The sequence below is a fragment of the Bordetella tumulicola genome (assembly GCF_965138755.1).
GTDB classification, from domain to species: domain Bacteria; phylum Pseudomonadota; class Gammaproteobacteria; order Burkholderiales; family Burkholderiaceae_B; genus Bordetella_A; species Bordetella_A tumulicola.
In genome coordinates, this window is record NZ_CBCSFP010000004.1 from 201,845 (window position 1) to 217,465 (window position 15,621).

The 15,621-nt window shown below is 55.2% G+C and carries 13 protein-coding genes; 9 read left to right on the forward strand and 4 right to left on the reverse strand.

Annotation, left to right across the window (positions count from 1 at the left end):
* Positions 1-18: 18 nt before the first annotated feature.
* From ACNAZS_RS13465 to ACNAZS_RS13480, 4 genes are read right to left on the reverse strand one after another with little or no spacing between them, the layout of a single operon-like run.
* Positions 19-897, reverse strand: coding sequence for a TauD/TfdA dioxygenase family protein (locus ACNAZS_RS13465; RefSeq protein WP_415790037.1), 879 nt, complete (start codon positions 895-897; stop codon positions 19-21).
* A 20-nt stretch (positions 898-917) separates the two neighbouring features.
* Positions 918-1,766 carry a TauD/TfdA dioxygenase family protein gene (locus tag ACNAZS_RS13470; protein WP_415790040.1) on the reverse strand — a complete coding sequence of 283 codons (849 nt, stop codon included), beginning with the start codon at positions 1,764-1,766 and terminating at the stop codon, positions 918-920.
* Between the two features lie 36 nt (positions 1,767-1,802).
* Positions 1,803-2,765: a Bug family tripartite tricarboxylate transporter substrate binding protein gene (locus tag ACNAZS_RS13475; RefSeq protein WP_415790042.1), complete on the reverse strand. Its 963-nt coding sequence runs from the start codon at positions 2,763-2,765 to the stop codon at positions 1,803-1,805.
* Between the two features lie 53 nt (positions 2,766-2,818).
* Positions 2,819-4,048, reverse strand: a complete 1,230-nt coding sequence (locus ACNAZS_RS13480; RefSeq protein ID WP_415790045.1) for an alpha-hydroxy acid oxidase — start codon at positions 4,046-4,048, stop codon at positions 2,819-2,821.
* Positions 4,049-4,171: 123 nt separating this feature from the next.
* Between ACNAZS_RS13480 and ACNAZS_RS13485 the strand changes: the two genes are divergently transcribed.
* From ACNAZS_RS13485 to ACNAZS_RS13525, 9 genes are all read left to right on the forward strand, one after another.
* Positions 4,172-5,101 (forward strand): LysR family transcriptional regulator, encoded by a 930-nt coding sequence (locus ACNAZS_RS13485; RefSeq protein ID WP_415790047.1) that lies wholly within the window; start codon positions 4,172-4,174, stop codon positions 5,099-5,101.
* A 139-nt stretch (positions 5,102-5,240) separates the two neighbouring features.
* A complete protein-coding gene (locus ACNAZS_RS13490; RefSeq protein WP_415790049.1) occupies positions 5,241-7,616 on the forward strand; it encodes a type VI secretion system Vgr family protein in 2,376 nt (791 codons plus the stop codon).
* A 25-nt stretch (positions 7,617-7,641) separates the two neighbouring features.
* On the forward strand, positions 7,642-10,260 hold the full coding sequence (locus tag ACNAZS_RS13495) for a DUF2169 family type VI secretion system accessory protein (RefSeq protein WP_415790051.1): 2,619 nt from the start codon (positions 7,642-7,644) through the stop codon (positions 10,258-10,260).
* Positions 10,261-11,325, forward strand: a complete 1,065-nt coding sequence (locus ACNAZS_RS13500) for a pentapeptide repeat-containing protein (RefSeq protein ID WP_415790053.1) — start codon at positions 10,261-10,263, stop codon at positions 11,323-11,325.
* The gene (locus ACNAZS_RS13505) at positions 11,322-12,053 is read left to right on the forward strand and encodes a DUF3540 domain-containing protein (RefSeq protein WP_415790055.1); all 732 of its coding nucleotides are present in this window, start codon (positions 11,322-11,324) and stop codon (positions 12,051-12,053) included. Before ACNAZS_RS13500 ends, ACNAZS_RS13505 begins: the two co-directional genes overlap by 4 nt.
* A 50-nt stretch (positions 12,054-12,103) precedes the next feature.
* Positions 12,104-12,490, forward strand: coding sequence for a DUF4150 domain-containing protein (locus tag ACNAZS_RS13510; protein WP_415790057.1), 387 nt, complete (start codon positions 12,104-12,106; stop codon positions 12,488-12,490).
* A gap of 52 nt (positions 12,491-12,542) precedes the next feature.
* Positions 12,543-13,058, forward strand: coding sequence for a hypothetical protein (locus tag ACNAZS_RS13515; RefSeq protein ID WP_415790059.1), 516 nt, complete (start codon positions 12,543-12,545; stop codon positions 13,056-13,058).
* 180 nt (positions 13,059-13,238) lie between these two features.
* Positions 13,239-13,505 (forward strand): DUF2061 domain-containing protein, encoded by a 267-nt coding sequence (locus ACNAZS_RS13520; RefSeq protein ID WP_415790061.1) that lies wholly within the window; start codon positions 13,239-13,241, stop codon positions 13,503-13,505.
* Positions 13,502-15,199, forward strand: a complete 1,698-nt coding sequence (locus ACNAZS_RS13525; protein ID WP_415790063.1) for a dihydroxyacetone kinase family protein — start codon at positions 13,502-13,504, stop codon at positions 15,197-15,199. Before ACNAZS_RS13520 ends, ACNAZS_RS13525 begins: the two co-directional genes overlap by 4 nt.
* Positions 15,200-15,621: the final 422 nt, after the last annotated feature.

Consider the following 15,621-nt stretch of genomic DNA (forward strand, 5'->3'; position numbering starts at 1 on the left):
CAAAACGCACACCTTCGATTACACAGAGAGCGTCGCGAGCAGCGCAGCGGGCTCACAAACGGCGTTCCATCGTAGTTCGCGAACGTGTTGCTCCGAGTCGAACGGCGTTGCTCGATGCATCGTGCAGCTGTCATCCCAGCAGATCAGATCGTAAGGCTGCCATGAGTAGGAAAAAACGAACTGTGACTGCGTCGCAAAATCTGTCAGTTCGGCCAACAGTGCGCGACTCTCGTCCTCCGGCATGCCAACCACGCAACCGGCATGGGACGACAGGTATAGCGATTTTCGTCCGCTACGGGCGTGAGTGCGAACCAGAGGCTGAATAGCCGGGGGCGCTTTGTCCCGTTCCTCGGCGCTGAATTCCGTGAACCCGGCGCGGGCCCGTGAGGCGAAGATACTGTGTTCCACACGCAGCCCTTCAAGTGCGCGTTGTTGCTTGGGCGGTAACGCATCCCAGGCGGCACGCATGTCTGCGTATTCGGTGGCGGGCGGTACAGGCGGAAGTTGGCGAGCCGATAGCACCGTCATCCGCGCCGGCGCAGCCATAAAAGACAGATCCGTATGCCAAAGCTGGTTGGCGTCGCTGAATTTTCGGCGTTCAGAATCTTTGGTCAGCAGCCCGCCGTCCTTGGCAATATTCGATACGTCGCCAAAGCGCGCATCGGTGAGACGTCGTCGCGCGGTATCCATGACCGATTGATGTACGCGGCCAAATCGGCTGGAGAATGCCAACTGTTGTTCGTCGCTGACCTTTTGATTTCGAAAACTCAGCAGTGAATACTGCGCCAGTGCTTGCTCAATCGTTTCGAGACTGTCGGGATCCAATGTGCGTGTCAGATCCAGTCCCTCGATTTCGGCCCCAAAAGTGGGTGTAAACGGAATAACGCGGACGCTCATATCTATTTTCCCCATGTTGTTCAAGCGGGCTCGACTACTGCGTTCCAGCGCAGCTCTCGACGCTGGTTACGCGAGTCGAAAGGTACGGCACGGTGCATGGTGCATGTGTCGTCCCACATCAGCACGTCAAATGGGTTCCACTGATACGCAAAGACGAACTGCGGTTGCGTGGCGTATTCGATCAGATCCGCAAGCAGGGCACGTCCCTTTTCAACGGGCCACCCGATGATGTGCGATGCATGCGAAGCCAGATAAAGGGATTTTCGGCCGCTGCGAGGATGGCGTCGCACGAGTGGATGTGTCACGGGCGGCAATACCTTGCGCTCGGCCTCGGTAAATCGTGTGTAGCCGGTCTTGGCGCGGGAGGTGAGAACGCTATGCTCGACTTGCAAGCCTTCGAGTTCACGTTGACGATCGGTAGGTAGTGCGTCCCAGGCAGCGCGCATGTCGGCGAATTCGGTGGGCGGTGGCTCCGCGGGCAGTTCGCGGGCCGACAGAACCGTAATGCGCGCTGACGCGGCAACAAAGGAAAGATCGGTGTGCCAGAGCAGATTGGCATCGCTGTAGGCGCGCTCCCCACTGCGGGCGATTTCGCCTTGAAGATTCAGATTCGAGACATCTTGAAAATTCGGGTCCTTTATCCGACGTTGCGCCGGGTCACGGCTGGCCTGATGCAGCGGGCCAAATCCCGAAGAAAACTGCACTTGCTGGGCGTCATCGATGGGTTGAGAGGGAATGCCAAGCACGCCATATGTGGCTAAGGCATCCTCGAGCTTTTCATAGGTATCGCGGGAAAGCGGCTGCCGCAAATCAATGCCGGTTACCTGCGCGGCGAATAGAGCGTTGAAAGGGCGGACCTGCAGCGTCATATGGGTCTCCTGTCTGATAAGAAGAAGTCGAACTGCCTATTGCTGTGGAATGTTGGCGTCGTGCACGAGCTGTTTCCAACGGCCTATGTCAGCGGCAACCAGTTCGGCGAACTGAGACGGGTCCAGTGCAAGTTCGTCGTGCCCGAACCCAGCCAGCTTTTCGACTGTCTTAGGGTTGGAGAGGACGGTGGCCATCGCTGAATGCAGCTTTTGCACGATGTCCGATGGCGTACCAGCGGGCGCCATAATTCCAATCCAGGACACGAGTTCGTAACCTGGAAGGTATTCGCCCATGGCCGGAATATCGGGCGCCAATTGCGACCGTTTTTGTGCCGTGATGGCCAGAACTTTCAGCTTGCCTGCGTTGTGGGCCATGATTGCCACGCCCAAAGGTAGAAAACAGGCATCCAGTCGTTTGGCCTCGACGTCGATCATTGCCGGTTGTAGTGACTTATAGGGGATGTCGTTGACGTCTATGCCGCCTTTGGTCTCGAGTAGCGCCACGCAGGCCCGGGAGCTTGCCGAGCCATGCGCCACCGTTACCGCGCCAGGTCTCTCGGACGCATAACGCAGGAACTCGGGTACGTCTTTGGCAGGAAGGTCGGGGCGTACCGCCAGTGCCCAGGGAGCGGCGCTGATGGCGCCGACCGGCGTGAAGTCCTTAATCGGGTCGTAGGGTAGGTTCTTGAACAGCGCGACGTTACCGGCATGAGAGCCGTTCGACACGAATACGAGGTTATAGCCGTTGGGAGTCGCGCGCGACGCGACTTGTGAACCCACTGTGCCCCCGGCACCGGCCCGGTTTTCAACAACGATGGATTGGCCGACGATCTTGCCCATTTCGTCCGCCATGTACCGCGCGATCGCATCAGTGGAGAGGCCGGGTCCGAACGGGACAATCATCGTGATGGCTCGGGCGGGATAGTCCTCATTGGCGAGGGCGAGAGTCGGGGCCAGGCCTATCGTGGAAAGGAACAGGCAAAAATGTCTCCGTTGCATAGCGTTGTCTCGTCGTTGTAATTGATAATGGGGCGCGAAAATCGGGCAAAGGATCAGCGGCGTGCTATGCAATGCGGCCCTAGTTCGGCGATGCTGCGACAGCCCATGAATGCCATGGTTCTGTCCACGTCGTCCGCCAGGATTTGCAATATGCGGGTCACCCCACCTTCGCCGCCGGCAGCCACGCCATATAGCGGAGCACGGCCCAGCAGCACGGCATTTGCGCCCAAAGAGAGTGCTTTGACGATGTCGCTGCCTTGTTGAAAGCCGCTGTCCACTAACACCGTGCCGTGGTCGCCTATGGCTTCAGCCACGGCGGGTAGCGCGTCAATGGCCGCGATACCCGGATCGAAATTACGGGCTCCATGGTTCGATACCACCACGCCGTCAGCACCGCAATTCATCGCTGCCCGCGCGTCTTCCGGGTGTATGACGCCTTTGACTAATAACGGCCCTTGCCAGCGTTTTCGCAGTTCACGCAGGTCTTCCCAGGTAAGCGTCTCGTTCTTGGGTGTTCCGCGCACATGCCTTGGCCTTTCCATCAGGGACCGACGCAACGCTTCTGGATAATTTTGATGACGGGGAATGCCGCTAGTTAACAAGTAGCGGGCCATGACGCTTAACATCCAACGTGGATGCAGCGCCACGTCCAGTGCATTGCGCCGATTGATGCGAATCGGTACCGAGAATCCATTGCGATGGTTGTAGTCACGCTTGGGAGATACAACCGTATCAATAGTGACCAGCAGGGCCTCGTACCCCGCTGCCTTGACGCGATCAAGCAATTGATAAGACATACGTCGATCCGGCCACATGTAGAGCTGAAACCAAAGTCGTCCCCCTGCTTGATCGGCTACATCCTCCATCGAGGTGATGGACGCGGTGGAGAGCGTAAAGGGAACGCCTTGCGCTGCGGCTGCCCGTGCCAAAGCAATTTCGCCGTGATGCCACAACAACCCAGCGGCGCCTGTGGGTGCGATAGCGAAGGGCTGCGCCATCGTGCGGCCAAACAACGTCGTGCGCGTATTGCGTTCACTAACGTCGACTAGGCCCCGCGGCCACAGTCGAACGCGATCCAGCGCCTCGCGGTTGCCACGTAAAGCCAATTCGGCCTCGCTGCCTCGATCGACGAATTCGAATAGACCTAGCGGCAAGCGACGTCGAGCGATGGCACGTAGATCAGCAACGGTTTGTGCATCCGGGAAAGAGGGCGTTGACCCTCTGGATGATTGGGGCAGATCTTTTGAGGACGCATTCCGATCGAGTCGGGAGCTTAGTGGCATGACACGCCTTGAGCTGATTTGGTGATGTCGTGCTATTTAAAGCCTAAATTAATAAAAGAAAAAATCACTTTTAATTTTCCAATAACATAAGAAATTATTATGTTGATGGAATCTTCACACCCTATGTCACGCCCTACCTTGCTTAACTTGGAAACCGCGCTTTGGGTTAACCGTCTTGGCACCTTTGCAGCCACGGCACAAAAAATGCACACGACTCAGCCGGCAATTTCGTTGCGCATACGTGAACTTGAGGCGTCGCTGTCCACGACATTGTTCGAGCGTAAAGGCCACCGTATGGAGCCCACGGTGGAAGGGCGAAAATTCCTTCATCGCATCGAGCCCTTGGTGGCTGAAGTTCAAGAGGTGCTCGGCAGTGCCCGTGACAGTCTCGCCACTCAAGGGGTAATCCGGATAGGTTCCGGTGATATTCCGATGACTTGGTTTGGAAATTTAGTCGGCCAACTGCAGCGCGAAATGCCGGACGTGACCTACGAGCTTCATATTGGCATTGCCCGCCGATTGCTCGCTCAATTGGAGGACGGCCGATTGGATTTTGTTCTCATGGCGGGCAGGGTGGAATACCCGACACTGACGAGCACCTCGCTAGGGTGCACGCCCATGCTCTGGGTGATGGCACAGGATCGTTGGCGCCTCTTCGGTGACGGCAACCTCAAGAAGCGAGCGCTGGCTTCTTTGCTTAATGCCGGGCCCATTTGGTTGATACCAAGAGATTCGCCATATTTCGCGGGGCAGGTCGAGATGCTGAAATCAAAGGGGGCCGATCTGCGCAATGTGAATAGCTGCGACAACATGAACACGCTGATCGATCTTGTGGCACGCAACGGCGGGATGGGTTATCTGCCGAGAGTACTGATCGAAGAGCGGCTAAAACGTGGAGAGCTTATGGAAGTGATGGGCATGCCTACCACTGGCCAGGTCGAGTACTTCATCGTGACGTCGCGAGCGCGTCAGGCCCGACTCGTACAGCAAGTGGTTGACTTGACTGTACGCGGGAGTCAGTTCTCAAAATGCCGTGACGCCGGCGATTCATAATTTTCAACAAATGTGCTTCAAATGTAATTTTCATTAACAGTCATATTCTTGGCATCTTGGAAATCTAGTATCCCTCTCGAAAGTGCCACAGCCGGAGCAGGTGTAGCCGTGCCTAACGCCGTTGAATAGAGTGGGGATCATGAATCGAGTCGTCGTCGCTGAGACCGCCTTAGGGGCGGCATTGAAGTTCAAAAGCATGCACGGACAAGAAACATTGTCCAAACTGTATGAGTTTGAAGTGGAACTCGTGGCGGAAACGGCCGAAATCAGTGCTACCTCTGTGTTGGGTAAGCCCCTGACGCTGGAAATAGAAACGCAACCTGGCGCCAAGCGTTATTTAACCGGCGATGTCACCCGATTTTCCTATGTTGGGCAGGAGGCGGGCGGCGTGCGCCTGGCGCGATACCGAGCAACCGTGTGCCCGTGGTTGTGGTATTTGACGCGGAACCGCGATTGCAAAATCTATCAGAACAAGAGTGTCGTCGAGATACTGGACGAAGTTTTGGGCTCGTACTCGGGTTGCACCTACGAGAAAAAACTACAGGGTTCGTATCGAACCCGTGAATATTGTGTCCAGTACGAGGAAAGCGATTTCGACTTTATCAGCCGGCTGATGGAGCATGAAGGTATTTATTATTACTTCAAACACGAAAAGAATCAGAACACGTTGGTGCTGATTGATGACATCGGCGAGCATGAGCCTCTGCCAGACTACGCCTCGCTGGATTACCTGCCTCACGAAAACAATGCCGTGATCGGCGATGACGTCATTTACACGTGGCGCAGTGAAGAGGAACTGCGGGGGGTCGAGTATGTTGTCAACGACTACGACTTCAAGAAATCGAGCCTCAATCTGCAAAGCCGTCTCAAGGATTCCTACCCGGTAGAACAAGCCAATCGTGAGATCTACGACTGGCAAGGGGGGTACGTTGATGTCCAGCATGGCGAACATTACGTCAGGATTCGGCTTGAGGAAACACGTTCCGCCAGCGAGCGCAGCAGCGGTTGCGCCACTGTGCGTGGGCTAGCTCCCGGTTATACGTTTAGTTTGCGCCGAAGCCCCCGCAAAGTGGATATCCGGGAATATCTGATTGTTTCGGTCAAATATTTTCTGACTGAGGCCGGCTATCAGTCGGGAGAGGGCGAAGGGGAGTACCGATTCGAGTTCTCGGTTCAGCCCACCAGCCTGCCTTTCCGCGCGCCCGTGGCCACGCCCGTTCCTAAAACGACGGGTCCCCAGACGGCCGTGGTGACAGGGCCGTCGGGCTCGGAGGTTTATACCGATGACTTCCAGCGCATAAAAGTCCATTTTCGTTGGGACCGCTACAGCCAGCCTGACGAAAACAGCTCGTGCTGGGTCCGCGTATCGAATGATTCTGCTGGTAATGGTTATGGTGCGGTCAGTACGCCGCGCGTGGGTCAGGAAGTGGTAGTGGACTTTATCGGCGGCAATCCCGATCGCCCAATCGTCACGGGTCGCGTCTATAACGATCGTCAGATGCCTGCGGGGGGATTCAGCCCGTCACCCACTATTGTCGGTTTCAGCAGCCGTTCTCATTATGGTAGTCCGGCCAACGAAAGCCACATGTATATTGAGAACAAGCTGGGTGGCGAGTATGTGAAGCTGCATTCGGAGAAAGATCTGCATGTCGTGGTTGAAGGGCTGGAAACGCGTGACGTAGGCGAATCCCGCACGACCACGATTGGGACTTTTGAAGACAATGATATTGGCGATTATCAAAAGAACTTGATTGGCGGCTACCGGGATACAACCGTAGATGGCGGTGTCGATACGCTGAAGGTTACCTCCGGCGATCGCGTAGAGACTTTCTCGCAAAAATATACCAATACCACCACATCAGATATTGATATGACCTCCACTAGCGGCCATATCAAGATCAAAGCCGATTCTGGCTATGGCGTATTCGAGGCGGACGGTTTTGTGCGGGTTAAATCGACCGGCGATAACACGGTTACCCTGGAGAAAGGCGGCCCTGATCATCAGTTGATGTTCAGCGGCGACAATGCGTACCTGAAGGCGCCTACGGATGTCATGATCGACGCAACCGCAGGTAAGGGTGATTTCACAACCGCCACGACGATGAAATTGCTGGCGGATGCGGGCCCACTGGATATTCAACGCGGCGATGCTTCACACTCTATCAACATGGCCGGATCGAAGACGACGCACCAAGCGCCAGACGCCATCGAGTTCAAAACGCCCGAGTTGCTGTTGAATGGGGCAACAATCAAAGAAACCAGCAAATCTAACTTCACACACGGTATTTGGAAAGGTGAGGCTTACGTAGAGGTATTTCAATTCCGCGCGTTCCATCAGTCTTTTTCGGCCGCTCGGCATCAATTCAATCTTTCTCAGAATACTATCTACGGCAAGAAATCGGACCTCGGGTACGTCAAGGTTGATATCGGCGCGGTGTCTGCCAAAGGTTTTGGGATAGACGGGAAATTTGGCGAGCTCAAGACGGTGTTCAAAGCGCTGTTCTTGATTATTTGATCACTGTGAAATTTGTTGTTGGTTAATGAACGTCATCAAACCCAATCGCCTGTCCTGCCTGACTCGTCCATATAAATATCTGAACAAGGATTATCTGGCTGTCACCGCTTACGCGATGGTGGATTTTTCATCCGGGCTTTATCTGGATACCGAGCAGCGGCTATGGGGCACGTTCAAGGATGAATCTGTTCTGAATTTCGGCACGGAAGCGCTGGACTTCGGTATCCCCAAGCACACGCCGGAAATTATCCTCAACGCCCATGGATTTGGGGTATATGCCGTCAATGGCAGGACGGCCGTGTCGGTATCGGTCAACAATGTCAGAAAAGACTTGTGGGTGACCGGCGATCGTTATTGGTCAGATGGCAAACCTACCCAGGCGATTCCGTTTGAGAGCATCCCCATCAATTGGCGCAATGCCTACGGTGGCGCGGGTTATGAGGATAATCCGGTAGGAAAGGGGCATCACGATACTGAACTTAATGGCCTGTCAGTTCGATTCCTGCCAAATATCGAAGACCCCGCCCATCCCGTGATTCACCCGGGCAAACGCTACGCGCCTGCCGGGTACGCCGCCATACCCATCGAGACTCCCGGTCGGCATCTGATGTTGGGTACCTATGACGACCACTGGCGGGTGCATGAGTTTCCCGGTTTTGCCCGGGATATTGATTGGGAGTACTTCAATCAAAGCCCGCCACGGCAGCGACTCAATCGTCTCGAGACGGGAGACCAGATTGCCTTTACGCATATGCATCGCGATAAGGAAAAACTGATCACGACCGTGCCGCCTTTGGTTGTCAGGGCATTCATTAAAATGGCGGAGGTCGTCGCCCAAGAGTCGGGTTTTCTCAGGGAAGTGCCTCTGAAACTGACCACTTATTGGGCCTACCCTCATCTCGAAAAGGCGATCCTGATCTATCAGGGCGCGGTGCTTATCGGTGAGGATGACGCCAGCGACGTTAGTCATATTTTGTATGCCGCGGAGCATACTGATTTAGCCAGGCCGCAGGCGTATTACGAAAAAGAGTTTCATGAGCGACTGAATCCGCAAACGGCCGCGTTTTCCGCGCTGTTGGATAAGGCGCTTGTCGATACGCGTTTTATCCGCGTGACGTCAGACGATGAGATCGAGCTTTCTCCGTTGTTGCAGAACAAGTTCAGAAAGTTAGAGAAAGAGTTGGCGCAGAACACGCTACGCGCGGAGGCAGGTTCGACCAAATCCGAAGAGACTGCTGAGGTAGAGAGAGAGCTGGCCTGGCTGAAGAAAAGTCGGAACGGGAAAATCTCTCGCGATGAAGTCATTGAGGACATCCTTAAGCAGCAGCGGCAGGGCAAGATGAGCCTGAAGGAGGCCAAGCAGCAGTTCAGGAAACGTCGTCAAGCCTCTAAACCGAGCACCGAAGAGCCGTCCAAGAAAACGGCTGATGAGCGTCAGCGCTATCTGCGAGAGCATCGAGAGGCTCTGCTGGTCTCTTTGAAAGAAGACGCTGAGAAAAGCATTTCGCCTGGAGAAAGCCCGCAGACCGCGGCAAGTCCCGCCGCACAAGATCAATTACGGCAACTTCGGTTACTGCAGCTAGAGCAGTTTGAGGATAGCTCCTCGAGAGCGCTCACTACAACGCCGCCAAAGCGTGATTGGTCCGGTAGGCCGAGGAAGTTATATCGAATCTTTGGTTTGAACCAGCTCATTACTGACCCACTGCCGGCAGGTGATGACGGCTACGAGTTGCATGGATTTGTGGCCACGGAGGCATCCTATGCCGGCTGGAGTTTGAATGGCCTGACAATCACGGAAAGCCGCGTTTCTCGCTGTAATTTTTCGAAATCGCAGATGGCACGGTGTGATTTCTATCAAGTCGTTTTCCATGGCTGCGATTTTTCGTCAGTGGACTGGAATCAAGCCATTTTCAAACAGTGCCAGTTTATTGATTGCCGGCTACCTGATGTGCAGTCGGACAAAGCGCAATTTGAAGATTGCCGCTTTGTACAGTCAGATCTGACTGCGTGGATGCATTTCAAAATCAGCTTGAAAAACTGCATTTTTGAGCAATGCCGTTTCGTTAATTTTGCCTACACGCGCAGCCGGTTGGAGAATATCACCTTTGAAAAATGCCACTTTCTACGGCACGGTTTTCTCAAAGGACGGATAAAAGGGCTGCGTATGGACGCTTGCCACATTGACTCTATGTCATTTGCCGGCATAACGGCCATACAAGGATTCCATCTTTCCCAATGTCAGGCGTCAAAGCTTTATTTTGCTGCGGACACGATGCTACAAGATCTCGATATTTCCCATTCGACGGTCTCGGCATCCAGTTTTAGAAAAGTCGACTTCAACCAAGCCACGATCATGGCCAGTGATTTAAGTACGTGTGATTTTTCGGAAGCGAAAATGCAGGAGACCAGTATTGCGGATAGTTTCTTCAAACGCTGCCTGTTTGTTCGATCCGATTTGTCCAAAGCGCATATCAATAATTCCGATTTCAGTGAGGCGCAAATGAAGTCGGCCGACTTCACTTGTACCGACATGCGGCATGTGTCTTTTTTTAGCGCTGAGCTTGCCATGATCAAGGCCGATGCAAATACGATTCAGCAGGATATGTTGATGGATAGGTCTAATGTCTATCCATTGCGTAAATAAATGATGGGGCTAGACACGGCACAGCAACACTTCCTGTCTTTGGTGCATGACGGGGAGTCGATTACCGATTCTTTATGGAAAAATTTGTCTTGGCAGGGCTTGGCGTGGCATGGCGCGGAGATTCGACAGTGCATCTTTGAGAATAATGCGTTCTCTGAAATGGACTGGCGGTCTTGCCATGTCGATGAGTCCGTATTCGCCGGCGTTCGCTGGTCGGATACGGCGCTCAAGGACTGCGTGTTCTCCAGTTGCCGGTTCGTAAATTGTGTGTTTGAAAGAGGCACATTCCATACAAACCAATTTCTCGGGTGTGCATTTGAAGGCTGTGTGTTCAGCGAGTGCCGCTATAACGAGGGCATGCTGGTCAAGGCGCCGATACTTGATTTGCAAATCGAGGCGTCCCAGATAGAAAAGCTCGTGATGTCCCATAATGAGCAGGTACGGTTAGGGTTTAAGGACTCCGATTTTCAGCATTTGGTAATGACGGATTTCAATTTCGAAAACCTGACGCTGGAGAACACACGCTTCACGAATCTGATTGCGCTGGAATGCACGGCGAGAGATTATAGTTTTCAGGGCATGCATCTTGTCCAGGCTCAGTTTACCGACAGCGATATGGCGGGCAGCGATTTTTCGCAGGCGGATTTATCTCAAGCGTGTTTAAAGGGGTGTGACTTGCAGGCCTGCCGATTTGACCGTGCCACGGTTCGGCAGGCGTTAATCATAGAGGCCAATGCGACCAACGCGGTATTTGCCGGCGCGCAGCTTGAAAGCGCAAATTTCTCTGGCACTAACTGCGAGGGTGCCAACTTCCGGGGTGCCGATATGACGATGACGATCTTGAATCGCAGCAATTTACAGCATGCTGACTTTTCTGATTGCAGCATGTCATTTACGGATTTCTCGTACTCCAATATCAGCTACGCCAATTTTCGTGGCGGGCGTTTCATGCGAAGCAAGCACCACGCGGTCATTGATCATGAGACCCGCTATGGGTCCAAGAGTGGCATTTTGTCGCCGGATCATGCGTTGTTGCAGGCGGAGCAATGGGTCAAATTATCATGAACCTTCGTCAACAGGATAATGACGTTCGCGCCAGTGCCGATGGCGAGATCGATGCCAAGACGGGGCATTTGGACCCGCTGCTTCAAAAGACGGCAACTGCGTTTGGTGGCGACACGCATGTGCACAGCGCATTTCTGGTCGACGCCCATGATAATGTTTTTTTTACGGTCAGCAATCGCGAGCACGGGCGTCAGTATCAGGTCAAGCGTGCGGCGAGCTGCCTGCTGCGTCCGGATCCCGGTGACAAAGTATTGGTATCGGGGGACGTGGCAGGTGGGCTGTACATTATTGCGGTACTGGAGCAGGGCACCCGAGGACGCATGATCTTGCAAGTCGATGGTGAGCTTGCCGTATCCGCCGACACGCTTTCGCTGACGGGCCGTGACCGTCTGACGATGCAAACGGACGCTTTTAGCCTCGAGGCCGACTCGGGTGCCGTCAACACGAAAGACTGGTCTATCAAAAGCCTTGATTACACGCTCACTAGCGTTGAACTGAACGTGGTGTCGGTAACGTCCAGATATACGGGTGATCAGCGAGAGTCGTACTACCAGTCCGTGAGTGAAACGACGAGCCGGTCCGCACGTTACGTCACCGGCACCGACACGGTGAAAGCGATCAATATCGACTATGCCGCCGATTTCATTGCTCGGCTAAATGGAAACACCACGTTTATTAATGGTGAAACGATCATGAAAGTCGACGGTAAGCAGATTCTGATGGGCTAGGACGCCACGTTTGGCGCAGCACGATACAGCCCCCACGCGAGGAGAAACTCATGTTTGCAAATGCACAATTCGGCGGAATGGATTTAGGTTTTCCGGATGTATGTAAGACGCCGCTTCCTCCGATTCCGTATCCCAATATGGCCTTCGGGCCTTTGACGATCCCGATCGCATTCAATATTCTGTGCGGTGGCGGGCCATGGCATAACTTGATGAGCGCCCGCCCGCTGACGGTGGGGGACACGCCGGGCATTGGGTTGGGGTTGATTTCACAAACGGTGATGTCCCGGCAGCAGCATCTCACGGGAGCATTTACGGTGATTGTCAGGGGAACGCCCAGCACACGGGTCACCAGTCTCGGGCCGGCAAACTTGATCAACTGCCCGCTATCGATCCGCATCGTCCCCAGTCAGCTTAAAGTCCTGGTGTTGTCTCCCTAGCAACGGGCAATTCCGCAACGCTAATAACCGATAACGCAGGGTCAGGATTCATATGGCGGAAACTCTAGTGTCATGGCTGGTCTGGATGATGGATAAGGTCTGGCCATTCCCCGTTTTTATTATTGCGCTCGTACTCATCATCCTGCTGGTTTCCCGGCTGATGGGCGTGCCCTCATCCAGCACACCGCTACTCGTGGTCGTGTGCGTCTTGATGATCGGTATTCCCTTTGGAACGCCAGTGCTGTTCATGTTTGGTCATTACGTGACGGCGCCACTGATTTATCACTATGGCGTCCCCGGGCAAGCAGTGGTCGTCTCCGTCAAAGATACCGGCAATATTCACAACAATCAGTCCGTCGAACGTTATTCGGTCATGTTGCAGAAAGCCGATGGCGAGCGGATAGAAACGCACTTCGATAGTTCTAATTTCAATGTGTACCCTAGCCGCGGCCAAGTACGCTATCCCGCCGTAGGCCAGCCATTCGAGGTGCATTATCTGGCCAGGCAGCCGCAGAATTTTGTCATTTTGCTAGAGGGCAATAGCCCTTATGCGAAGCAACAGCGTTGACATCGTCAGCGCCAGGCGCGATAGGGAGTGTGCTCGCTTGTGAGCGGTGGTGGAGAAGAAGTGAATTGCTTTATCTGTTATGATAGAAATTAGCTATAGCGTGAAGCATAAATTCCAATTGGCTTATATAAATAATAATAATTATCGTTTACTTAAGTTCATTCACGTAAGAAGCCCGCCATGTCCCGCTTTCGCCAACTCCGTCCCGAAACTTCGCGCATGCTGCTCAAGACCGGTAGCTATTACTTTCTGCACATTATGGTCGCAGCCGTGGTGGCCTACGCCGTGACGGGCAACTGGTTGGCGTCACTCACGCTGAGTTTGTTGGAGCCCACGGTCCAGGCGTTTGCTTACTTTTTCCACGAGAAAGCATGGGAACGGTCGCGGAGCCGTAAACTAGCCCGAGAGCAGGCTATTCCTAACCATATTGTTGCGGAGTCCGTGTGAAAAAACTCATCAATGATCCTCGTCACATCGTCCGGGAAGCACTTGAGGGTCTGGTCGACACCACCGGCCACCTCGCACTCGTTCAGGGCGAGAACATTGTTGTTTTACGCGACTTACCCCAGCCCGATCAACGCCCGGTCGCGGTTTTGTCCGGGGGAGGCAGCGGCCATGAACCTGCCCACGCGGGCTACGTTGGGGCGGGCATGCTCAGCGCGGCGATTGCAGGTGACGTGTTTACCTCTCCTAGCGTGGATGCGGTGCTGGCGGCCATTCTGTCTGTCGCCGGCCCTGCTGGCGCCTTGTTGGTCGTCAAAAATTACACAGGCGATCGCCTGAATTTCGGGCTGGCCGCTGAGTTGGCACGCGAGAAGGGCATCCCCGTTGAGGCCGTGGTGGTCGCCGACGATGTGGCGTTGCGCGATATCGTTCCGGCCGAACGCCGTCGCGGGATTGCCGGCACCGTATGGGTGCACAAGATTGCCGGTGCGGCAGCGGCCAAGGGCTGGTCGCTGAACAAAGTCGCCGCAGTTGCGGCACGCGCGGCCGCGAGTATTGGGTCCATGGGCGTGGGGCTGGGAGCCTGCACCGTGCCGTCAGCGGGCACACCGAGCTTCTCGCTAGGCGAGACCGAGATCGAGTATGGACTGGGCATCCATGGCGAAAAGGGCGTGCGGCGTGTCAATATGAAACCCGCTGACGCGATCGTGCAGGACATGCTCGAGCAAATATTAGCCGAGATACCGGGTGATACCCATCAGGTCGCGTTGCTGGTCAACGGCTTGGGCGCGACACCTCCTCTCGAATTACAGATCGTCGCACGGCACGCGCTGGCGACCCTACGCGCAAGGGGTCTTACACCCACGCGTGCCTGGGTCGGCAATTTCATGACCGCACTCGAAATGCCCGGATGTTCGCTGTCGGTGCTGTCATTGGATGGGGAACTACTGGAACTATTGGATGCGCCCTGCGCTGCGCCGGCGTGGACGGCTTCGGCTCGTCTTACTGAAGAGCGCGCCACTGTTTCGGCGCCCGCAGGTCTGGAGGTGGAATTCACCCTTACGCCTGAAGGCCCACTGACCGCGACACTCCAGCGAATCGCAACAGGGGTCGCGCATGCGTTGATCGCCGCCGAAGCCGAACTCGCTGACCTCGACGCGAAAGCAGGGGACGGAGATCTGGGCGCCAGCATGGCGCGTGGCGGCCAGGCCATTCTTGACTTGCCGCCCGAAGCGTTCCATACGCCTAATCAGTTTTTCGCTTCACTGGCGCAGAGTATGCGGCGCGCGATCGCCGGTAGCTCCGGGCCGTTTTATGCGGTTGGGCTATTGCGTGCCAGCCGAGAGCTGGCGGACGTGGCACAACCCACGCCTACGCAATGGCAGACCGCCTTTGCCGCTGCCCTGGATGCCGTCATGGAGATGGGCGGCGCCAAACCGGGCGATCGCACAATGGTCGATGCTCTTGCGGCGGCCAGCGACGCCTGGCACTCGGCGTTGAGCGCCGGCACGGATGGCGTAGAGGCATTCAGCCAGGCGGTTGACGCCGCGGGCAAGGCGGCCGAGGACACAGCCAACATGCAACCTCGTCTGGGCCGGGCAAGTTATCTGGGCGAGCGCGCCGTTGGCATACCGGATGGCGGCGCCGTCGCGGTAACGTGCTGGCTGCAGGCGCTACGCGTGGGGTTGAAGCGTTAAATAGACACAATTCTCCAACGGGTTCGAACGTACTCCAAGCCGTAGGTTCGAACGCGGCGCAAAGTGGCATTACGGCAACCCTGACCGCTGCGTATGCATCATGCAGCCATCTGGTCGCACTGTTCGGCGCATTCCTTGCACATGCGTGCACAATCGGCCATTCCGTCCAGGCCCTCGCAGCTTCGCGCGCAGTCCTCACATATCACGGCACATGCGCCGCAGACGAATTTATGGTTTTCGACTCGGACAAGCATCATGTGCGCCGCGGTTCGGCATAGCTCAGCACATCCCATCATCAAGCGGAAGTGGGTGGGTTGGACGTGCATTTCTCCTTCCTCGAGGCAGTATCCCATGGCGGTTTGTACGCAGCGTCTATAGCAGGCAAGGCAACTGTCTATGCAGCGCTCCATTTGGTTTTCTGT